The organism is Bhargavaea sp. CC-171006, from assembly GCF_009761675.1.
Taxonomy (GTDB): Bacteria; Bacillota; Bacilli; order Bacillales_A; family Planococcaceae; genus Bhargavaea; species Bhargavaea changchunensis.
In genome coordinates this window covers 119,557-134,198 of sequence record NZ_QUZH01000015.1, presented here as the reverse complement: position 1 = coordinate 134,198, position 14,642 = coordinate 119,557, and the positions used below count along the sequence as shown (strand labels likewise).

Genomic DNA, 14,642 nt, shown 5'->3' with positions numbered 1-14,642 from the left:
GCGTGGTGCTGAAAGCGGAATTCACCAAACGGCTGCCGCAGTTTGATCTGCAGGCCGAATTTAGGATGGATCGGGAAATCGTCGCAATCGTCGGCCCGTCAGGCTCGGGGAAGACGACCTTCCTGAACTGTCTGGCGGGAACGGTCAAGCCGGATTCTGGCCGGATCGAGCTTGGCGGGCGGGTGTTTGCGGAAGATGGCCGCAAACCGCTCCGGATCCAGGAGCGTCGTGTCGGCTACCTGTTCCAGGACTATGCGCTTTTCCCCCATATGACGGTGCGTGAGAACATCCTGTTCGGGCTTCCAGGAAAGCCCGAGCCGCTCCATGTGAAGGAACTTACCGAGCTGCTCGGCATCCGGCCGCTCATGGACAAGTATCCGCACGAAATCTCCGGCGGCGAAAAGCAACGCACGGCACTGGCGCGGGCGCTCGCGATGAAACCGGAACTGCTGTTGCTGGACGAGCCGTTCTCCGCGCTCGACGACGAAACCCGGCTGCGCTGCCGGAACGAGCTGATGCGCATCCATCGGGACTGGCAGATCCCCGTCCTCATGGTCACCCACAGCATGGACGAAGCCCGACGCACCGCGGACCGCATCGTCCGGATCGAGAAAGGCCGCATGGCCGAACTTCTGATATCTGAAGCTTCCCTTTGATAAGGGAGGCTTTTTTATTGCCTTTAGTGGACCATGGGCGGCGAGGGAAATGGGGGAGCAACCCTGTGTAAGTCCGGAATGGGGAGCGTAAGTCCGAAATCAAGGTTTTAAGTCCGAAACCTCATGCGTAAGTCCGAAATCAAATCTGTAAGTCCGGAATCCGGTGTCTAAGTCCGAATTACGGCGTCCAAGTCCGGACCGCCAGCTGTAAGTCCGAATTCCTCTTTCCCGATTTGCGGTAAGGAACCGGAATTTGCAATAAAGGACCGAGAATTGCAATCAGGTTCCGCGAATTGAAATTGATGCTCCGAAGTTGAAATAAGGATCCACAGGTTGAAATAAGGAAACGCAAGTTGCAATAAGAGCTTCGAAGTTGCAATACTGCGCCCAAACTTGAAATAAGCACGACCGGTCCCCGACAGCCACCCTGACGTACTGCCCCCGTTTATAGTCCACGCTGCTCCCCCCAATAAAGGGAATTCCCGCCGTCTGATAGGTTTTTCCCTAATGGGAAGTGTTGGCGGAAACCACCATAATGAAACTATCAGAATAGTACTACTAGCATTCTGTCCAATTGTCCTGCCAAAAAGGAGTGTCGGATGAATGAAAAAGAGAAGATATGGCCTGAACTTCTTCAAGCCCGTGGAGAGCTATTCGGGGAACTGGTCGATCCTGGAGGCGAAAAGCCGGGACTGGGAGAACATGTACCGCCAGCGCTGGTCCCATGACAAGGTCGTCAGGACGACGCACGGAGTGAACTGCACCGGTTCCTGCAGCTGGAAGGTGTTCGTCAAAAACGGCGTCATCACCTGGGAAAACCAGCAGATCGACTATCCGTCCTGCGGTCCGGACATGCCGGAGTTCGAGCCGAGGGGCTGTCCGCGGGGCGCCACGTTCTCGTGGTATGAGTACAGCCCGCATCGGGTGAAGTACCCGTACATGCGCGGAAGGCTGTGGAAGCTGTGGCGCGAGGCGCTCGCGGAAAACGACGGCCATCCGATCAATGCATGGGCGAGCATCGTCGAGAATCCGGAAAAGGCGATGAGCTACAAGCGGGTCCGGGGCAAGGGCGGCCTGATCCGCGTCGCCTGGGATGACGCGCTACAGCTGATTTCCGCGCAGCTGATCTACACGATCCGCAAATATGGCCCGGACCGGATTGCCGGTTTCACGCCGATTCCGGCCATGTCGATGATCTCCTACGCGTCAGGGGCACGGTTCATCTCGCTTCTCGGCGGGGAGATGCTGTCGTTCTACGACTGGTACGCCGACCTTCCGCCATCCTCGCCGCAGATCTGGGGCGAGCAGACGGACGTACCGGAATCATCGGATTGGTACAACGCGGGCTACCTCATGATGTGGGGCTCGAATGTGCCGCTAACGCGGACGCCGGATGCGCACTTCATGACCGAAGTGCGCTACAAGGGGACGAAGGTCGTCTCGATCGCGCCTGACCTTGCCGCAAATGTGAAGTTCGCGGACAACTGGCTCGCGCCGCACCCGGGCACCGATGCCGCGCTCGCGCAGGCGATGACCCACGTCATCCTGAGTGAGTTTTACCAGGAGCGAAAAGAAAAGATGTTCATCGACTACGCGAAGCAGTATACGGACATGCCGTTCATGATTTTGCTCGACCCGCATAACGACTCTCTAAAGGCAGGGCGCTTCCTGCGCGCGAGTGACTTCGGCAGCGATACGAAAAATGCCGAATGGAAGCCGGTAATCTTCGATGAGGCGGCGGACGAGTTCGTCGTGCCGAACGGGACGATGGGCCAGCGCTGGGAAAAGGACGGCAAATGGAACCTGATCCTCGACAAAGAGGACGGGACGCGCATCGAGCCGGCACTCACCGTCGAGGGACACGGCGAAGAATGGAAGGAGATTGAATTCCCGTTCTTCGATGACTCCGGCGACGGCACGTTCCGCCGCGTCATCCCGGCGCGGAAAGTCCGCCTGGCGGACGGCACGGAGCAATACGCGGCGACTGTCTTCGACCTGATGATGAGCCAGTACGGCGTGCGCAGGACGGACAATCCGTATGACGCGAAAAGCTACGACGATGCGGAATCGCACTACACGCCGGCCTGGCAGGAGCGGATTACCGGCGTCAAGGCATCTGTGGTGACCCAGATCGCCCGCGAGTTTGCACAGAACGCGCTGGATACGGGCGGCCGCTCCATGATCATCATGGGCGCAGGCATCAACCACTGGTTCAACTCCGACACGATCTACCGTTCGATCCTGAACCTCGTCATTCTGACCGCTTCCCAGGGCGTCAACGGCGGCGGCTGGGCACATTATGTCGGCCAGGAAAAGTGCCGCCCGATCGAGGGCTGGTCAACGCTCGCCTTTGCGAAAGACTGGCAGGGACCGGCGCGCCTCCAGAACGGGACTTCGTTCTTCTACTTCGGCACCGAACAGTGGCGTTACGAGGAAGGGGACACCGAATCGCTGAAGTCTCCGCTAGCAGACAAACTGGATTACCGCCACCCGGCCGACTACAACGTCATGGCCGCGCGGCTCGGATGGCTGCCGAGCTATCCGCAGTTCAATAAGAACAGCCTGCTGTTCGCGGAAGAGGCCGCCCGTGAAGGCAAGACGACAAACGAGGAAATCATCGGGCGCGCGGCCGATCAGATCAAGAGCCGCGAAGTCAAGTTCGCAATCGAGGACCCGGCGGCGCCGGAAAACTTCCCTCGGACAATGTTCGTCTGGCGCTCGAACCTGATCTCGAGCTCCGCCAAGGGCCAGGAATACTTCATGAAGCACCTGCTCGGCACGGCCGATGCGCTCATGGCGCGGCCGAACGAGGAAGTGAAGCCGGAGGAGATCGTCTGGCGCGACGAAGTGGAAGGCAAGCTCGATCTTCTCGTCTCGCTCGACTTCCGGATGACGACGACACCGCTCCATTCGGACATCGTGCTGCCGGCCGCGACATGGTACGAAAAGACCGACCTGTCATCGACCGACATGCACCCGTTCGTCCACCCGTTCAACCCGGCGGTCAATCCGCTCTGGGAATCCCGCACCGACTGGGACATTTTCCGAAGGCTGGCGCAAGTATTCTCAGGGATGGCGCAGACCCATCTGCCCGGCGTCTACAAGGACCTCGTCACCACGCCGCTGAACCATGACTCGGAAAGCGAGATCTCCCAGCCGCTCGGATTTGTCCGCGACTGGGCAAAAGGGGAAGTGGAGGCGGTCGTGGGCAAGACAATGCCGAACCTGAGTATCATCGAGCGCGACTATACGAAGATCTACGACAAATACATCACGCTCGGCCCGAATCTCCAGGTCGGCAAGACCGGCGCGCACGGCGTCAGCTTCTCGGCAGCCGAAGAATACGAGGAGCTGAAGCGCATCAACGGCGTCTACCACGACGAGTCGATCAAGAGCGGCCTGCCGAAGGTCGAGACGGCGCGCCAGGCGGCTGACGCGGTGCTTCATCTGTCGTCCGCGACGAACGGACGCCTTTCCCAGAAGGCCTACAAGGAAGCGGAAAAGCTTTCCGGCGTGGAACTTGCCGACATCTCGGCGGAGCGCGCGGCGGAGCGGATCACATTCCAGAGCATCACCGCCCAGCCGCGGGAAGTCATCCCGACGCCGGTGTTCAGCGGTTCCAACAAAGCCGGCCGCAGGTACTCGCCGTTCACGACGAACATCGAGCGGCTCGTGCCGTTCCGGACCCTTACCGGCCGCCAGCACTTCTACATTGACCACGAGATCTTCCTTCAGTACGGGGAAGCGCTCCCGGTCTACAAGCCGACGCTGCCGCCGATGGTGTTCGGCCCGCGAGACAGGGAAGTGCGTGGCGGAAAAGACAAGCTGGTCCTGCGTTACCTGACGCCGCACGGTAAATGGAACTTCCACTCGATGTACCAGGACAACCTGCACATGCTGACGCTGTTCCGCGGAGGACCGGTCGCCTGGATGAACAACGAGGAAGCGGCGGAGCACGGGATCTCGGACAACGACTGGATTGAAGTGTACAACCGGAACGGCGCGCTCACATGCCGGGCGGTCACGAGCCACCGGATTCCGCGAGGCACGCTGCTTGCCTACCACGCACAGGACCGGCATATCCAGACGCCGGGGTCGGAAATCACGGACACGCGGGGCGGCAGCCACAACGCGCCGACGCGCATCCATATGAAGCCGACACAGATGGTCGGCGGCTACGCCCAGCTCAGCTACGGATTCAACTACTACGGGCCGATCGGAAACCAGCGTGACGAATATGCCATGATCAGGAAGAAAAGGGAGGTCAACTGGCTTGAAGATTAAAGCTCAGATTGCAATGGTGATGAACCTGGACAAGTGCATCGGCTGCCACACATGCAGCGTCACTTGCAAAACGACCTGGACGAACCGGAAAGGCGCGGAGTACATGTGGTTCAACAACGTGGAGACGAAGCCGGGAATCGGCTACCCGAAGCGATGGGAGGACCAGGAAGTGTACAAGGGCGGCTGGCAGCTCCGCAACGGCAACCTGGAGCTGAAGTCGGGGAACCGCCTGTCCAAGGTGGCACTCGGGAAGATCTTCTACAACCCGGACATGCCGGAGATGCGCGACTTCTACGAGCCATGGACGTACAACTACGACCACCTCGTCACAGCGGGCGAAGGCGAGCACCCGCCGGTCGCCCGCGCCTACTCGGCCGTGACGGGCGAGAAGATGGACCTCGAGTGGGGCTCCAACTGGGAAGATGATCTGGCCGGCGCAGATGTGACCGGCCCGCTGGACCCGAATATCCAGAAGATCGAGGAAGAGATCAAGTTCAACTTCGAGAAGTCGTTCATGATCTACCTGCCGCGGCTCTGCGAGCACTGCCTGAACCCGAGCTGTGTGGCATCCTGCCCGGCGGGCGCGATCTACAAGCGCGACGAGGACGGCATCGTGCTGGTCGACCAGGAGGCGTGCCGCAGCTGGCGGTACTGCACGACCGGGTGCCCTTACAAGAAGGTCTACTTTAACTGGCAGACGAACAAGGCAGAAAAGTGCACGTTCTGCTTCCCGCGGATTGAGGAAGGCCTGCCGACGGTCTGCTCGGAAACGTGCACCGGCCGGATCCGATACCTCGGCGTCCTGCTGTATGACGCGGACCGGGTGCTGGAAGCCGCCTCGACGCCGGACGAGAAGGATCTTTACCGCGCGCAGTGCGACCTTTTCATGGACCCGAACGACCCCGAAGTGATCGAGCAGGCGCGCCGCGACGGCATTACGGAGGACTGGATCGAGGCCGCTCAGAACTCGCCGGTCTACAAGCTCGCGATCGAGCACCAGCTCGCATTCCCGCTCCACCCGGAATACCGGACGCTCCCGATGGTCTGGTATGTGCCGCCGCTTTCGCCGATCATGAACTACTTCGAGGGCAAGGACTCGATCAAGAACCCGGACATGATCTTCCCGGCGATCGAGGAGATGCGCACGCCGGTCCAGTACCTCGCGAACATGCTGACGGCGGGCGATACGGAGACGGTCAAGGGGTCGCTCCAGCGCATGGCGATGATGCGCCAGTACATGCGCGCGCTGTCGTCGGGCAAAGAGTTCGATGAATCCCGGCTTGAGCGGGTCGGCCTGACCGCCCTGCAGACCGAGGAAATGTACCGACTGCTCGCAATCGCGAAGTATGACGACCGGTTCGTCATCCCGACCTCCCACAAGGAGAACCGGATGAACACGTACGACATGCAGGGATCCGCAGGCTTCGGCGGCGACACGATGGGCCTTGGCGCGATGGGCACGGGCGGCGCGGGATGCGACGGATGCGGACCGGCGAGTCCGGGAGCCGGCACGGAGACGAAGACCGGCAAGGAGATCTACGAAGAGAACTTCTACGGGGGAATCTGGCGTGATTGATAACCGGAAGCTGTATACGTTCAAAGATTCATTCGGATTCTTTTCCAACCAATTGACGTGGCCGGACAAGCGGGATTTTCATCCGGACCAGGTCGGGGAGGCATTCGGCCCTGACCATCCGGCAAGGGCCCATGTACTCCGGTACTGGGAGGAGGTCCAGACGTTCAGCCTGGATGAGCTCAGGGAACTGTACACCGCGACATTCGACTTCGAGGAGGACTGCGCGCTGTACATGACCTGGTTCAAGTTCGAGGATGCCCGCGAGCGCGGACAGATGCTCGCAAAGCTCAAGGTGCTCTATGAGATGTACGGCCTGGAGATGCCGGACGAGGAGCTGTCCGACTACCTGCCGCTCATGTGCGAGTTCCTCTATGCCGCCGAATGGCTGGATGACCCGCGCACGCCCGACAGTTTCCGGATCCTGATGGGGGTTCTAGAAGACGGCACCTACCACCTGATGAAAGCACTCGAAAAGGAGGAAAGTCCGTATTTCCACCTCATCAAGGGGCTGCGGGAAACATTCAAAGCGTGTTTAGAGGAGGCACCGGCTCATGGTTGACCAATTTCTATGGGTGATTTTCCCCTATATCTGCATTGCGGTCTTTGTCGTCGGACATATCTACCGCTATAAAGTGGACAAATTCCACTGGACGGCCAAGTCCAGTGAATTCATCGAAAAAAAACAGCTTATGGTCGGGAGCCTGCTGTTCCACCTCGGGATCATCCCGGTCATTCTCGGCCATGTCTCGGGACTTGGCATCCCGAAGGAATGGATGCGGGCAATGGGTGTCAATGACCACATGTACCACCTCGGCGCCATCTGGATCGGCGGGTTCTTCGGGCTGGTCACGCTTCTCGGGATGTTCATCCTGACGTTCCGCCGATTTTCGATCAAGGCGGTGCGGAAGCTCAGTTCCGCAAGCGACATGATCGTCAACACACTTTTGCTGATCATCGTCTTCATGGGGATGTACGCGACGGTCGTGACGAATGCCGTTAATCCTGCATTCGACTACAGGGATACGATTTCTGTATGGTTCCGCGACCTGTTCCTGCTGCGTCCGGATGCATCCTACATGCTCGGGGTTCCGGTGTCTTTCCAGATTCATATTCTGGCTGCTTTCCTTATTTTCGCGCTCTGGCCGTTCACGCGTCTTGTCCATGTCTGGAGCGTCCCGCTGTCGTATGTCGGCAGAAGTTACATCCTGTACAGGAGGCATAAGGTGAATTAAGCTGAGAGGAAGAATGAACGCCGATCGGGCGGAAAAACGGGAGAGGTCCGCGATGAATGAACTGACAAACTACCAGAATGTGATCGACAGGCTCCGGGAACGGCTCGGCTTCGACTTTATGGCGCTGGCGATGGAAGACGCCCCGAGCGGTTATTCGGTCCGCTGGCGGTTCGCGTCCGGAAACCTGAACAACCGCTACCGCCGCATTGTCCTCCGGTCCGGCAGGGGCATTGCCGGGACGGTCTTCAAGACCGGAAAACCACTGCTGGTGCCCTTTATCGACCCTGACCGGCATACGCCGGTTGTGTTCGATTATCCGATCGTCAAAACCGAAGAGCTGACCAGCATCGCCGCTGTGCCGCTCTATGACGGCGGGCGCGTAAAGGGCGTCCTGCTCGGCGGGTACCGGAACGGCTGTGCCGAGGTGACGGAAACGCTTTGCATGGAGATGGCCGAGGCATCTGCCTCATTTCCCGGATTTGACGGGAAGGAGCTGGTGACCCGGTGAGCGTAAAGCAGGATCTGCTGAATGAGCTGATGCTGAAGATGTTCGACAAGAGCAGCGAAGCCATCCTGTTTTTTGACGGGGAGGGCAGGGCGCTTGCCGCCAACCCGGCGGCGGAAAAGATCCTCGACCGCGACGTGCTGCAAGCGCTTCTCGACGGCAATGATGGCGCGCTCTGTCAGGTCTGCGCCGGATATGTGGATGAAACCGGGCAGAAGACGTGTGAGAACTGCTACTTCCATCAACCGGAACGCAGCGACTTCTCGTCCTTCCAGCTGTACCTGAACACGAAGGGGCAGGGCCTCGTGCCGTATGCCTCCTCATTCCATACCGTCGACCCGGAAAACGACATCCGGGTGTTCCTGCTGCGCGACATGACGCGCCAGCACCGCATGCAGGAAAAGGCCTATCAGAACAAGATGATGAAGCATATCATCGATGCGCAGGAAAACGAGCGCCGTAGGATTTCCCGTGAGCTTCATGACGGGGTGGCTCAGGAACTCATGAGCGCGGTCGTCGACCTCCGCGTGCTGAAGTACATGACGGGTGACGCGGATGTGCTGGCCAAGGTGAAGGAGACCGAAGCCTCGTTGTCCAGACTCCTGGAGGACATCCGGAACATCTCGGTCGAGCTGCGCCCGGCCGCCCTCGACGACCTCGGCCTGGATGCGGCGTTCCGCTCGCATTTCAAGCGCCTTGAGGAAACGTATGGCCTCACCGTCGACTATTCATCCGACCTGCCGGTGAAGCGGTTTGAAACAGAGATTGAAACCGTCATTTACCGGGTGTGCCAGGAGGCGATCCTGAACGCGCTCAAGTATGCGGATGTGGACTCGGTTTCGGTTATGCTCAAAGGCGATCGGAGCCGGCTCCTCCTCACCGTCCGGGATGGCGGCACGGGATTCCGTCCCGGCGACAAACCGGAGGGAACGGGTCTTGGCCTGTACGGCATGAAGGAGCGCGCGGAGCTGGTCGGAGGCACGCTTGACGTGGACTCCGCGCCGGGCACCGGCACGACAATCCGTCTGAGTGTCCCGGCGCTCCAGGGAAAGGAGGTCCGCTGATGGACAAGATTTCGATTGTCATCGCGGATGACCACGCCGTCGTCCGGAGCGGCTTCTCGATGATCCTCAATTTTCAGGAAGACATGGAAGTCGTTGCGACGGCGGCAGACGGTATCGAAGCCTACAAGATGGTCGCAAGGCATCATCCGGACCTCCTGATCATGGATCTCAGCATGCCGCCTGGTGAAAACGGGCTGATTGCGACAGGCAAGATCAAGGAGGATTTTCCGGACACGAAGATCCTGATCCTGACGATGCACGATGATGAGGAGTATCTGTTCAACGTCCTGAAAAGCGGCGCATCCGGATACATGCTGAAAAACGCCCCTGATGAGGAGCTGCTCCACGCCATCCGCACGATCAGGCGCGGCGGCACATACATCCATCCGAAGATGACAACCTCGCTTGTCCGCGAATTCGTCAAAGCCGACCACACCATGGCTCCGGATGATCCGTATGAGCTCCTTTCCAAGCGAGAGCTCGAGATTCTCCCGCTCGTCGCCAAAGGTTATGGCAACAAGGAAATCGCCGAGATGCTCTACATCTCCGTCAAGACCGTCGAGGCGCACAAAGCCAAAATCATGGAAAAGCTCGGCCTGAAAAGCCGCCCGGAACTCGTCGAATTCGCCCTCAGGAAAAAACTGCTGAACTTCTGAGGAAGGGGGAGTAGATTGCCGGCTCTTGGGCTTCCCCACGGAAAACGTGTGACGGAACGGAAAGCAACCACCCTGACTCAACAGACAGGAGGCGTCGCAGATGGCAAACGGACAACTGCAGTTTACGGAGCCGGCGGTGCGGCTCCTGGAAAACGAGCACCGCTACCTGATGCATCTCGCGGAGGAATGGCATGACATCGTCCTCCGGTTCGAGCGGGAAGAAGATTTGGACAGGGCCACGGCCTTGTCTCTTCTGGCCGAACTTAAAGCGAAGCTCATCGGCTTCCTCGACCCGCTGAAGAACCATACCGACAAGGAAGAGGAGCATTTCTTCCCGGTTCTCGGCAGCTACATCGGGCTCGAACAGGGACCGATCGTCGGCATCCAGGAAGAGCATGGGGAGATTGACGCCTATATCGGCCATTTTTTCCATCACACGCGGGGTGACCTCTCAGAGCTTGCCTTGGAGCAGATCCGGAAGATCGTCGGCGATGCCGGAGAAGCATTCGAGGTGCTGACCGTCCACTTCGTCAAGGAAGAAACGGTTCTTTTCCCGATGGCCGAGCGGCTTCTCCGGGCGGACGACCTGGACGCGCTCGCAGAAAAACTGAACACGCTCATCGTCTGATGGGCACAGGCCGCTGTCACACCTCCGTGCGCGGCTTTTTTCTCATACAGGGTTTCCCCCGGCATGGACAGGGAACCCCCTAATTACCCACATCGGAGCAGGCATTTAAAATAGAATCATAGAGAAGTTTTCGCGATCTCACTTGCAGCACCTGTAGTCAAAACTCTAACCGAGTAGGTGAAACAGATGGTCAAGAAGATTCAGTTGCCGCTCCAGACGGCAAACCTCGTGGTCGGCTTCATGGTATGGGTCATTTTGTCCTCGCTCATTTCATTTATCACGCAGGACATCGAAATTCCGCCGGAGCGCTTGGCAATCGTCACCGCGGTGCCGGTCGTTCTGGGCTCGGTCCTTCGCATGCCGTTCGGCTATTATGCCAACTTCATCGGCGCGCGCACCTTGTTCATGTGGAGCTTCGTCCTTCTGCTGTTCCCGGTCTGGTACATCAGCGAGGCGGACACGTTCTCGGACCTCATCATCGGCGGCCTGATCCTTGGCGTCGGCGGTGCGGTGTTCTCCGTCGGCGTCACCTCGCTGCCGAAGTACTATCCGAAGGAAAAGCACGGACTCGTCAACGGGATCTACGGGGCGGGGAACATCGGGACGGCGATCACGACCTTCGCCGCGCCGATCATCGCCGGCCAGATCGGCTGGCAGCCGACGGTCAAGCTGTTCCTCATCCTCCTGGCCGCCTTTGCGCTCCTGAACTTCTTCTTCGGTGACCGCAAGGAGCCGAAGCCGGATGTCAGGCTGTCGATGTTCGAGCAGGTCAAGGGGGTCTCGGACAATCCGAAACTCTGGCTGTTCTCGCTGTTTTACTTCATCACGTTCGGCTCATTTGTCGCCTTCACGGTGTACCTGCCGAACTTCCTAGTCGGGAACTTCGGGCTCGACAGTGTCGACGCGGGCATCCGAACGGCCATCTTCATCGCGGTCGCGACATTCCTGCGGCCGATCGGGGGCTGGCTTGCCGACAAGTTCCAGCCGATGTTCCTGCTGATCGGGACATTCGCGGTCTATACGGTCGCGGCGATCATCCTGGCGTTCTCGCCGTCGATCGGCCTGTACACGGTCGGCAGCATTGCCATCGCGATCAGCGCCGGCATAGGCAACGGGGTCATCTTCAAGCTCGTGCCGTTCTACTTTGCCAAGCAGGCGGGGATCGCCAATGGTTTCGTCTCGATGATGGGCGGTCTCGGCGGCTTCTTCCCGCCAATCCTCCTCTCGATCATCTATTCGGTGACCGGCGCCTATTCAATCGGCTTCATGCTGCTGTCACAGGTGGCGCTCGCAAGCCTCATCCTTGTCGTGTGGCTGTATTACTCTGACCGGCTGTCCCTGCAGGCGGACGTGTTTCGGTCGACCGGCCAGGGCGTGCTCGTGACGGATGCTGGCGGGAAAATCCGCGCGGTCAATCCGATGTTCACGAAGCTGACAGGCTATACAGAGGAAGAGGCAGTCGGCAACAATCCGAATATGCTGTCTTCCGGCCGCCAGCCGAAGGAGTTCTATCGGAACATGTGGAAACAGATTAAGGAAGAAGGCATGTGGCAGGGCGAAATCTGGAACAGGAAAAAGAACGGGGAAGAGTACCTGCAGTGGCTGAACATCGCGGCCGTCAGTGACGAGACCGGCGAGCATGTACGCTATGTGGGGACCTTCAGCGACATCACGAAAGAACACGGAAAGGATGCGCGGCGCTGACCGGCATTCTTTTCCGTCGGGGAGGCAACTGACGTGGACGGACGGTATTCGAGGCAGACATTATTCGGGCCGATCGGGGAAGGCGGGCAAGAGCGGCTCGCAGCAGCAAAGGTGGCAGTCATCGGCTGCGGCGCGCTCGGCACCGCCATTGCCGAGACGCTCGTCCGGGCAGGCATCAGGGAAATCATCCTGGTTGACCGCGACTATGTCGAGCTCTCGAACCTCCAGCGCCAGACGCTGTTCACCGAGGCCGATGCGGAAGAGATGCTGCCGAAGGTTGTCGCGGCGGAAAAACACTTGAAGGAAATCCGGAGCGACGTCGTCATCCGTTCCCAACTCGTCAATGCCGGCGGGCCGCTCATGGAGAGGCTTGCGTCGGAAAGCGATCTGATCATGGACGCGACGGACAACTTCGAGACACGGCTCCTGATCAATGATGCTTCCATGAAGCACGGCATCCCGTGGATTCACGGTGCGTGTGTCCGGGGCTCGGGGACAGTCTTTCCGTTTATCCCGGGCCGCGGTGCGTGTTACCGCTGTCTCCTGCCGGTGCTGCCCGCCACGGGTGCGACATGCGACACCGCGGGCATCATTCCGCCGGCCGTGTCGGCGACCGCTGCGATCCAATGCGCGGAGGCGATGAAATGGCTGACCGGAAATCATGGCGCCATGCGGACGAAGGTGCATCACTTCGACCTGTGGGCGGGCACGCATCTGGACATCGGCGTTTCCCGGATCCGAGACCCGGAATGCGCCACCTGCGGCAATTCGCCGTCTTACCCGGAGCTCCGGCCCCGGCGGGCTGGCGATGCGGCTGTCCTCTGCGGGCGCGATGCCGTCCAGATTTTGCCCGACCCCGCCCGTGCCGTGTCGCTGAATGCCGGCGAGGCGATCGGGCGAAGGATCGATCCGAAGACGCGCCGGACGCCGTATTTTATTGAATTTCGGGCGTTCGGCAGACGGTTCGTCCTGTTTGGCGACGGCCGGTTGCTGATTCACGGAGCCAAAACGGCCGACGAAGGCAAAACACTTTATCACCGGCTGTTCGGCTAGAGAAAGGGGGGAGTCAGTTGGCACATGGACAAGAACCGAATGAAATCAGGATTGCGATCCTCACGGTGAGTGACACGAGAACGGAAGACAACGATACCGCGGGCGCCCTCATCGAGCACTTCGCCGAACTCGCGGGCCTGGCTGTCGACGGGCGCGGATGGGTAGCGGACGATGCGAAAGAGATCCGAAACGTCATCACTGCGCTTCTCGCTGAGCCGGAGATCGACGCCATCATCACGACGGGCGGTACCGGGATCGCCGCGCGCGATGTCACGATCGAGGCGATCCGGCCGCTCCTGTCAAAGGAACTGGACGGCTTCGGCGAACTGTTCCGCTATTTGAGTTTCGCCGAGGATGTCGGCACGAAAGCGATGCTCAGCCGGGCCGCCGCCGGCACCGCGCAGGGCAAGGCCGTCTTCATCCTGCCCGGCTCGCGAGGCGCCGTCCGCCTCGCCATGAAGCGCCTCATCATCCCGGAAATCCGCCATATTGTTGCGGAGCTGAGGAAATAGGCAGAGTGCAGGAAATGCATCTTGGATTTGGAGTAAAGGACGCTGAAATGGAGTAAGAACGCCGGAGATGGAGTAAGGCCAGCTGAATTGGAGTAAGAGGGCCGGAAATGGAGTAAGGCCAACCGGTTTGGAGTAAGGGGCCCGGAATTGGAGTAAAGGGGTCAGACTTGGAGTATCGGAAACTGCCAGGATCGTACATGGTTAGTGGTTCAACAAAAAAACCGCCCATCAGGCGGTTTTCATCCAATCAATCATTCAGTCTCTCTTGTAATCCCCAGACTTGCCGCCGGTTTTCTCGAGCAGCATGGTCGGGCCGATGATCATTTCTTTGCCGGCCGCCTTGCACATGTCGTAGATGGTGAGGGCTGCTGCCGATGCGGCAGTGAGGGCTTCCATTTCGACACCGGTCTGGCCTTTCGTCTTGACGCTTGCTTCCAGCAGCACTTCGTAATGGCCGGCTTCCTCATCCACATTCCACTTAAAAGAGATGTCGATGCCCTTCAGCGGGAGCGGGTGGCACATCGGGATGATCTGGGGTGTGTTTTTGGCCGCCATGATACCGGCGACCTGGGCGACGGCGAACACATCCCCTTTCTTGTTCGTCCCTTCGCTGATCTGGCGGTGTATGGTTTCATTCACCAGGATGGACGAGCGGGCAACGGCGGTCCGGACGGTCTCGTCTTTATCGGAGACATCGACCATGCGGGCGCGGCCCTGGTCGTTAAAGTGAGTCAGGTCTGACACGGGAATCCTCCTTCCGGGGGCTGTGTTA

Annotated in this window: 13 protein-coding genes; 12 read left to right on the top strand and 1 reads right to left on the bottom strand. The window is 59.4% G+C overall.

Annotated features, from left to right (window positions below):
- Nucleotides 1–5: 5 nt before the first annotated feature.
- The 12 genes from DZC51_RS07555 (at nt 6) to DZC51_RS07500 (ending at nt 13,870) form a co-directional block, all read left to right on the top strand.
- Nucleotides 6–656, top strand: a complete 651-nt coding sequence (locus tag DZC51_RS07555; RefSeq protein ID WP_157294772.1) for an ATP-binding cassette domain-containing protein — start codon at nt 6–8, stop codon at nt 654–656.
- 603 nt (nt 657–1,259) lie between these two features.
- Nucleotides 1,260–4,940, top strand: coding sequence for a nitrate reductase subunit alpha (locus DZC51_RS07550; RefSeq protein WP_157294771.1), 3,681 nt, complete (start codon nt 1,260–1,262; stop codon nt 4,938–4,940).
- Nucleotides 4,930–6,516 (top strand): nitrate reductase subunit beta, encoded by a 1,587-nt coding sequence (gene narH, locus DZC51_RS07545; RefSeq protein WP_157294770.1) that lies wholly within the window; start codon nt 4,930–4,932, stop codon nt 6,514–6,516. The genes DZC51_RS07550 and narH overlap by 11 nt, the downstream gene beginning before the upstream one ends.
- Nucleotides 6,509–7,075, top strand: a complete 567-nt coding sequence (gene narJ / locus DZC51_RS07540) for a nitrate reductase molybdenum cofactor assembly chaperone (RefSeq protein ID WP_157294769.1) — start codon at nt 6,509–6,511, stop codon at nt 7,073–7,075. Before narH ends, narJ begins: the two co-directional genes overlap by 8 nt.
- Nucleotides 7,068–7,748 (top strand): respiratory nitrate reductase subunit gamma, encoded by a 681-nt coding sequence (gene narI, locus DZC51_RS07535; protein WP_157294768.1) that lies wholly within the window; start codon nt 7,068–7,070, stop codon nt 7,746–7,748. Before narJ ends, narI begins: the two co-directional genes overlap by 8 nt.
- Nucleotides 7,749–7,800: 52 nt before the next feature.
- Nucleotides 7,801–8,256 carry a GAF domain-containing protein gene (locus tag DZC51_RS07530; RefSeq protein ID WP_157294767.1) on the top strand — a complete coding sequence of 152 codons (456 nt, stop codon included), beginning with the start codon at nt 7,801–7,803 and terminating at the stop codon, nt 8,254–8,256.
- Nucleotides 8,253–9,317 carry a sensor histidine kinase gene (locus DZC51_RS07525; protein WP_370513680.1) on the top strand — a complete coding sequence of 355 codons (1,065 nt, stop codon included), beginning with the start codon at nt 8,253–8,255 and terminating at the stop codon, nt 9,315–9,317. The genes DZC51_RS07530 and DZC51_RS07525 overlap by 4 nt, the downstream gene beginning before the upstream one ends.
- Before the next feature lie 8 nt (nt 9,318–9,325).
- Nucleotides 9,326–9,973, top strand: coding sequence for a response regulator transcription factor (locus DZC51_RS07520; RefSeq protein WP_157294858.1), 648 nt, complete (start codon nt 9,326–9,328; stop codon nt 9,971–9,973).
- Between the two features lie 100 nt (nt 9,974–10,073).
- Nucleotides 10,074–10,601, top strand: a complete 528-nt coding sequence (locus DZC51_RS07515; protein WP_157294766.1) for a hemerythrin domain-containing protein — start codon at nt 10,074–10,076, stop codon at nt 10,599–10,601.
- 186 nt (nt 10,602–10,787) lie between these two features.
- Complete coding sequence (locus tag DZC51_RS07510) at nt 10,788–12,305, top strand: nitrate/nitrite transporter (protein WP_157294765.1); 1,518 nt, start codon at nt 10,788–10,790, stop codon at nt 12,303–12,305.
- 33 nt (nt 12,306–12,338) lie between these two features.
- Nucleotides 12,339–13,358 (top strand): ThiF family adenylyltransferase, encoded by a 1,020-nt coding sequence (locus tag DZC51_RS07505; protein ID WP_157294764.1) that lies wholly within the window; start codon nt 12,339–12,341, stop codon nt 13,356–13,358.
- 17 nt (nt 13,359–13,375) lie between these two features.
- Nucleotides 13,376–13,870 carry a MogA/MoaB family molybdenum cofactor biosynthesis protein gene (locus tag DZC51_RS07500; protein ID WP_157294763.1) on the top strand — a complete coding sequence of 165 codons (495 nt, stop codon included), beginning with the start codon at nt 13,376–13,378 and terminating at the stop codon, nt 13,868–13,870.
- A 255-nt stretch (nt 13,871–14,125) separates the two neighbouring features.
- Here DZC51_RS07500 and moaC read toward each other — a convergent pair whose 3' ends face one another.
- Complete coding sequence (moaC, locus tag DZC51_RS07495) at nt 14,126–14,614, bottom strand: cyclic pyranopterin monophosphate synthase MoaC (protein WP_157294762.1); 489 nt, start codon at nt 14,612–14,614, stop codon at nt 14,126–14,128.
- Between the last annotated feature and the right edge of the window lie 28 nt (nt 14,615–14,642).

Coding starts and splice junctions, on each gene's coding strand:
- DZC51_RS07530 (WP_157294767.1), top strand. CDS start 7,801: ATGAATGAACTGACAAACTACCAGAATGTGATCGACAGGCTCCGGGAA.
- DZC51_RS07550 (WP_157294771.1), top strand. CDS start 1,260: ATGAAAAAGAGAAGATATGGCCTGAACTTCTTCAAGCCCGTGGAGAGC.
- narI (WP_157294768.1), top strand. CDS start 7,068: ATGGTTGACCAATTTCTATGGGTGATTTTCCCCTATATCTGCATTGCG.
- DZC51_RS07510 (WP_157294765.1), top strand. CDS start 10,788: ATGGTCAAGAAGATTCAGTTGCCGCTCCAGACGGCAAACCTCGTGGTC.
- DZC51_RS07515 (WP_157294766.1), top strand. CDS start 10,074: ATGGCAAACGGACAACTGCAGTTTACGGAGCCGGCGGTGCGGCTCCTG.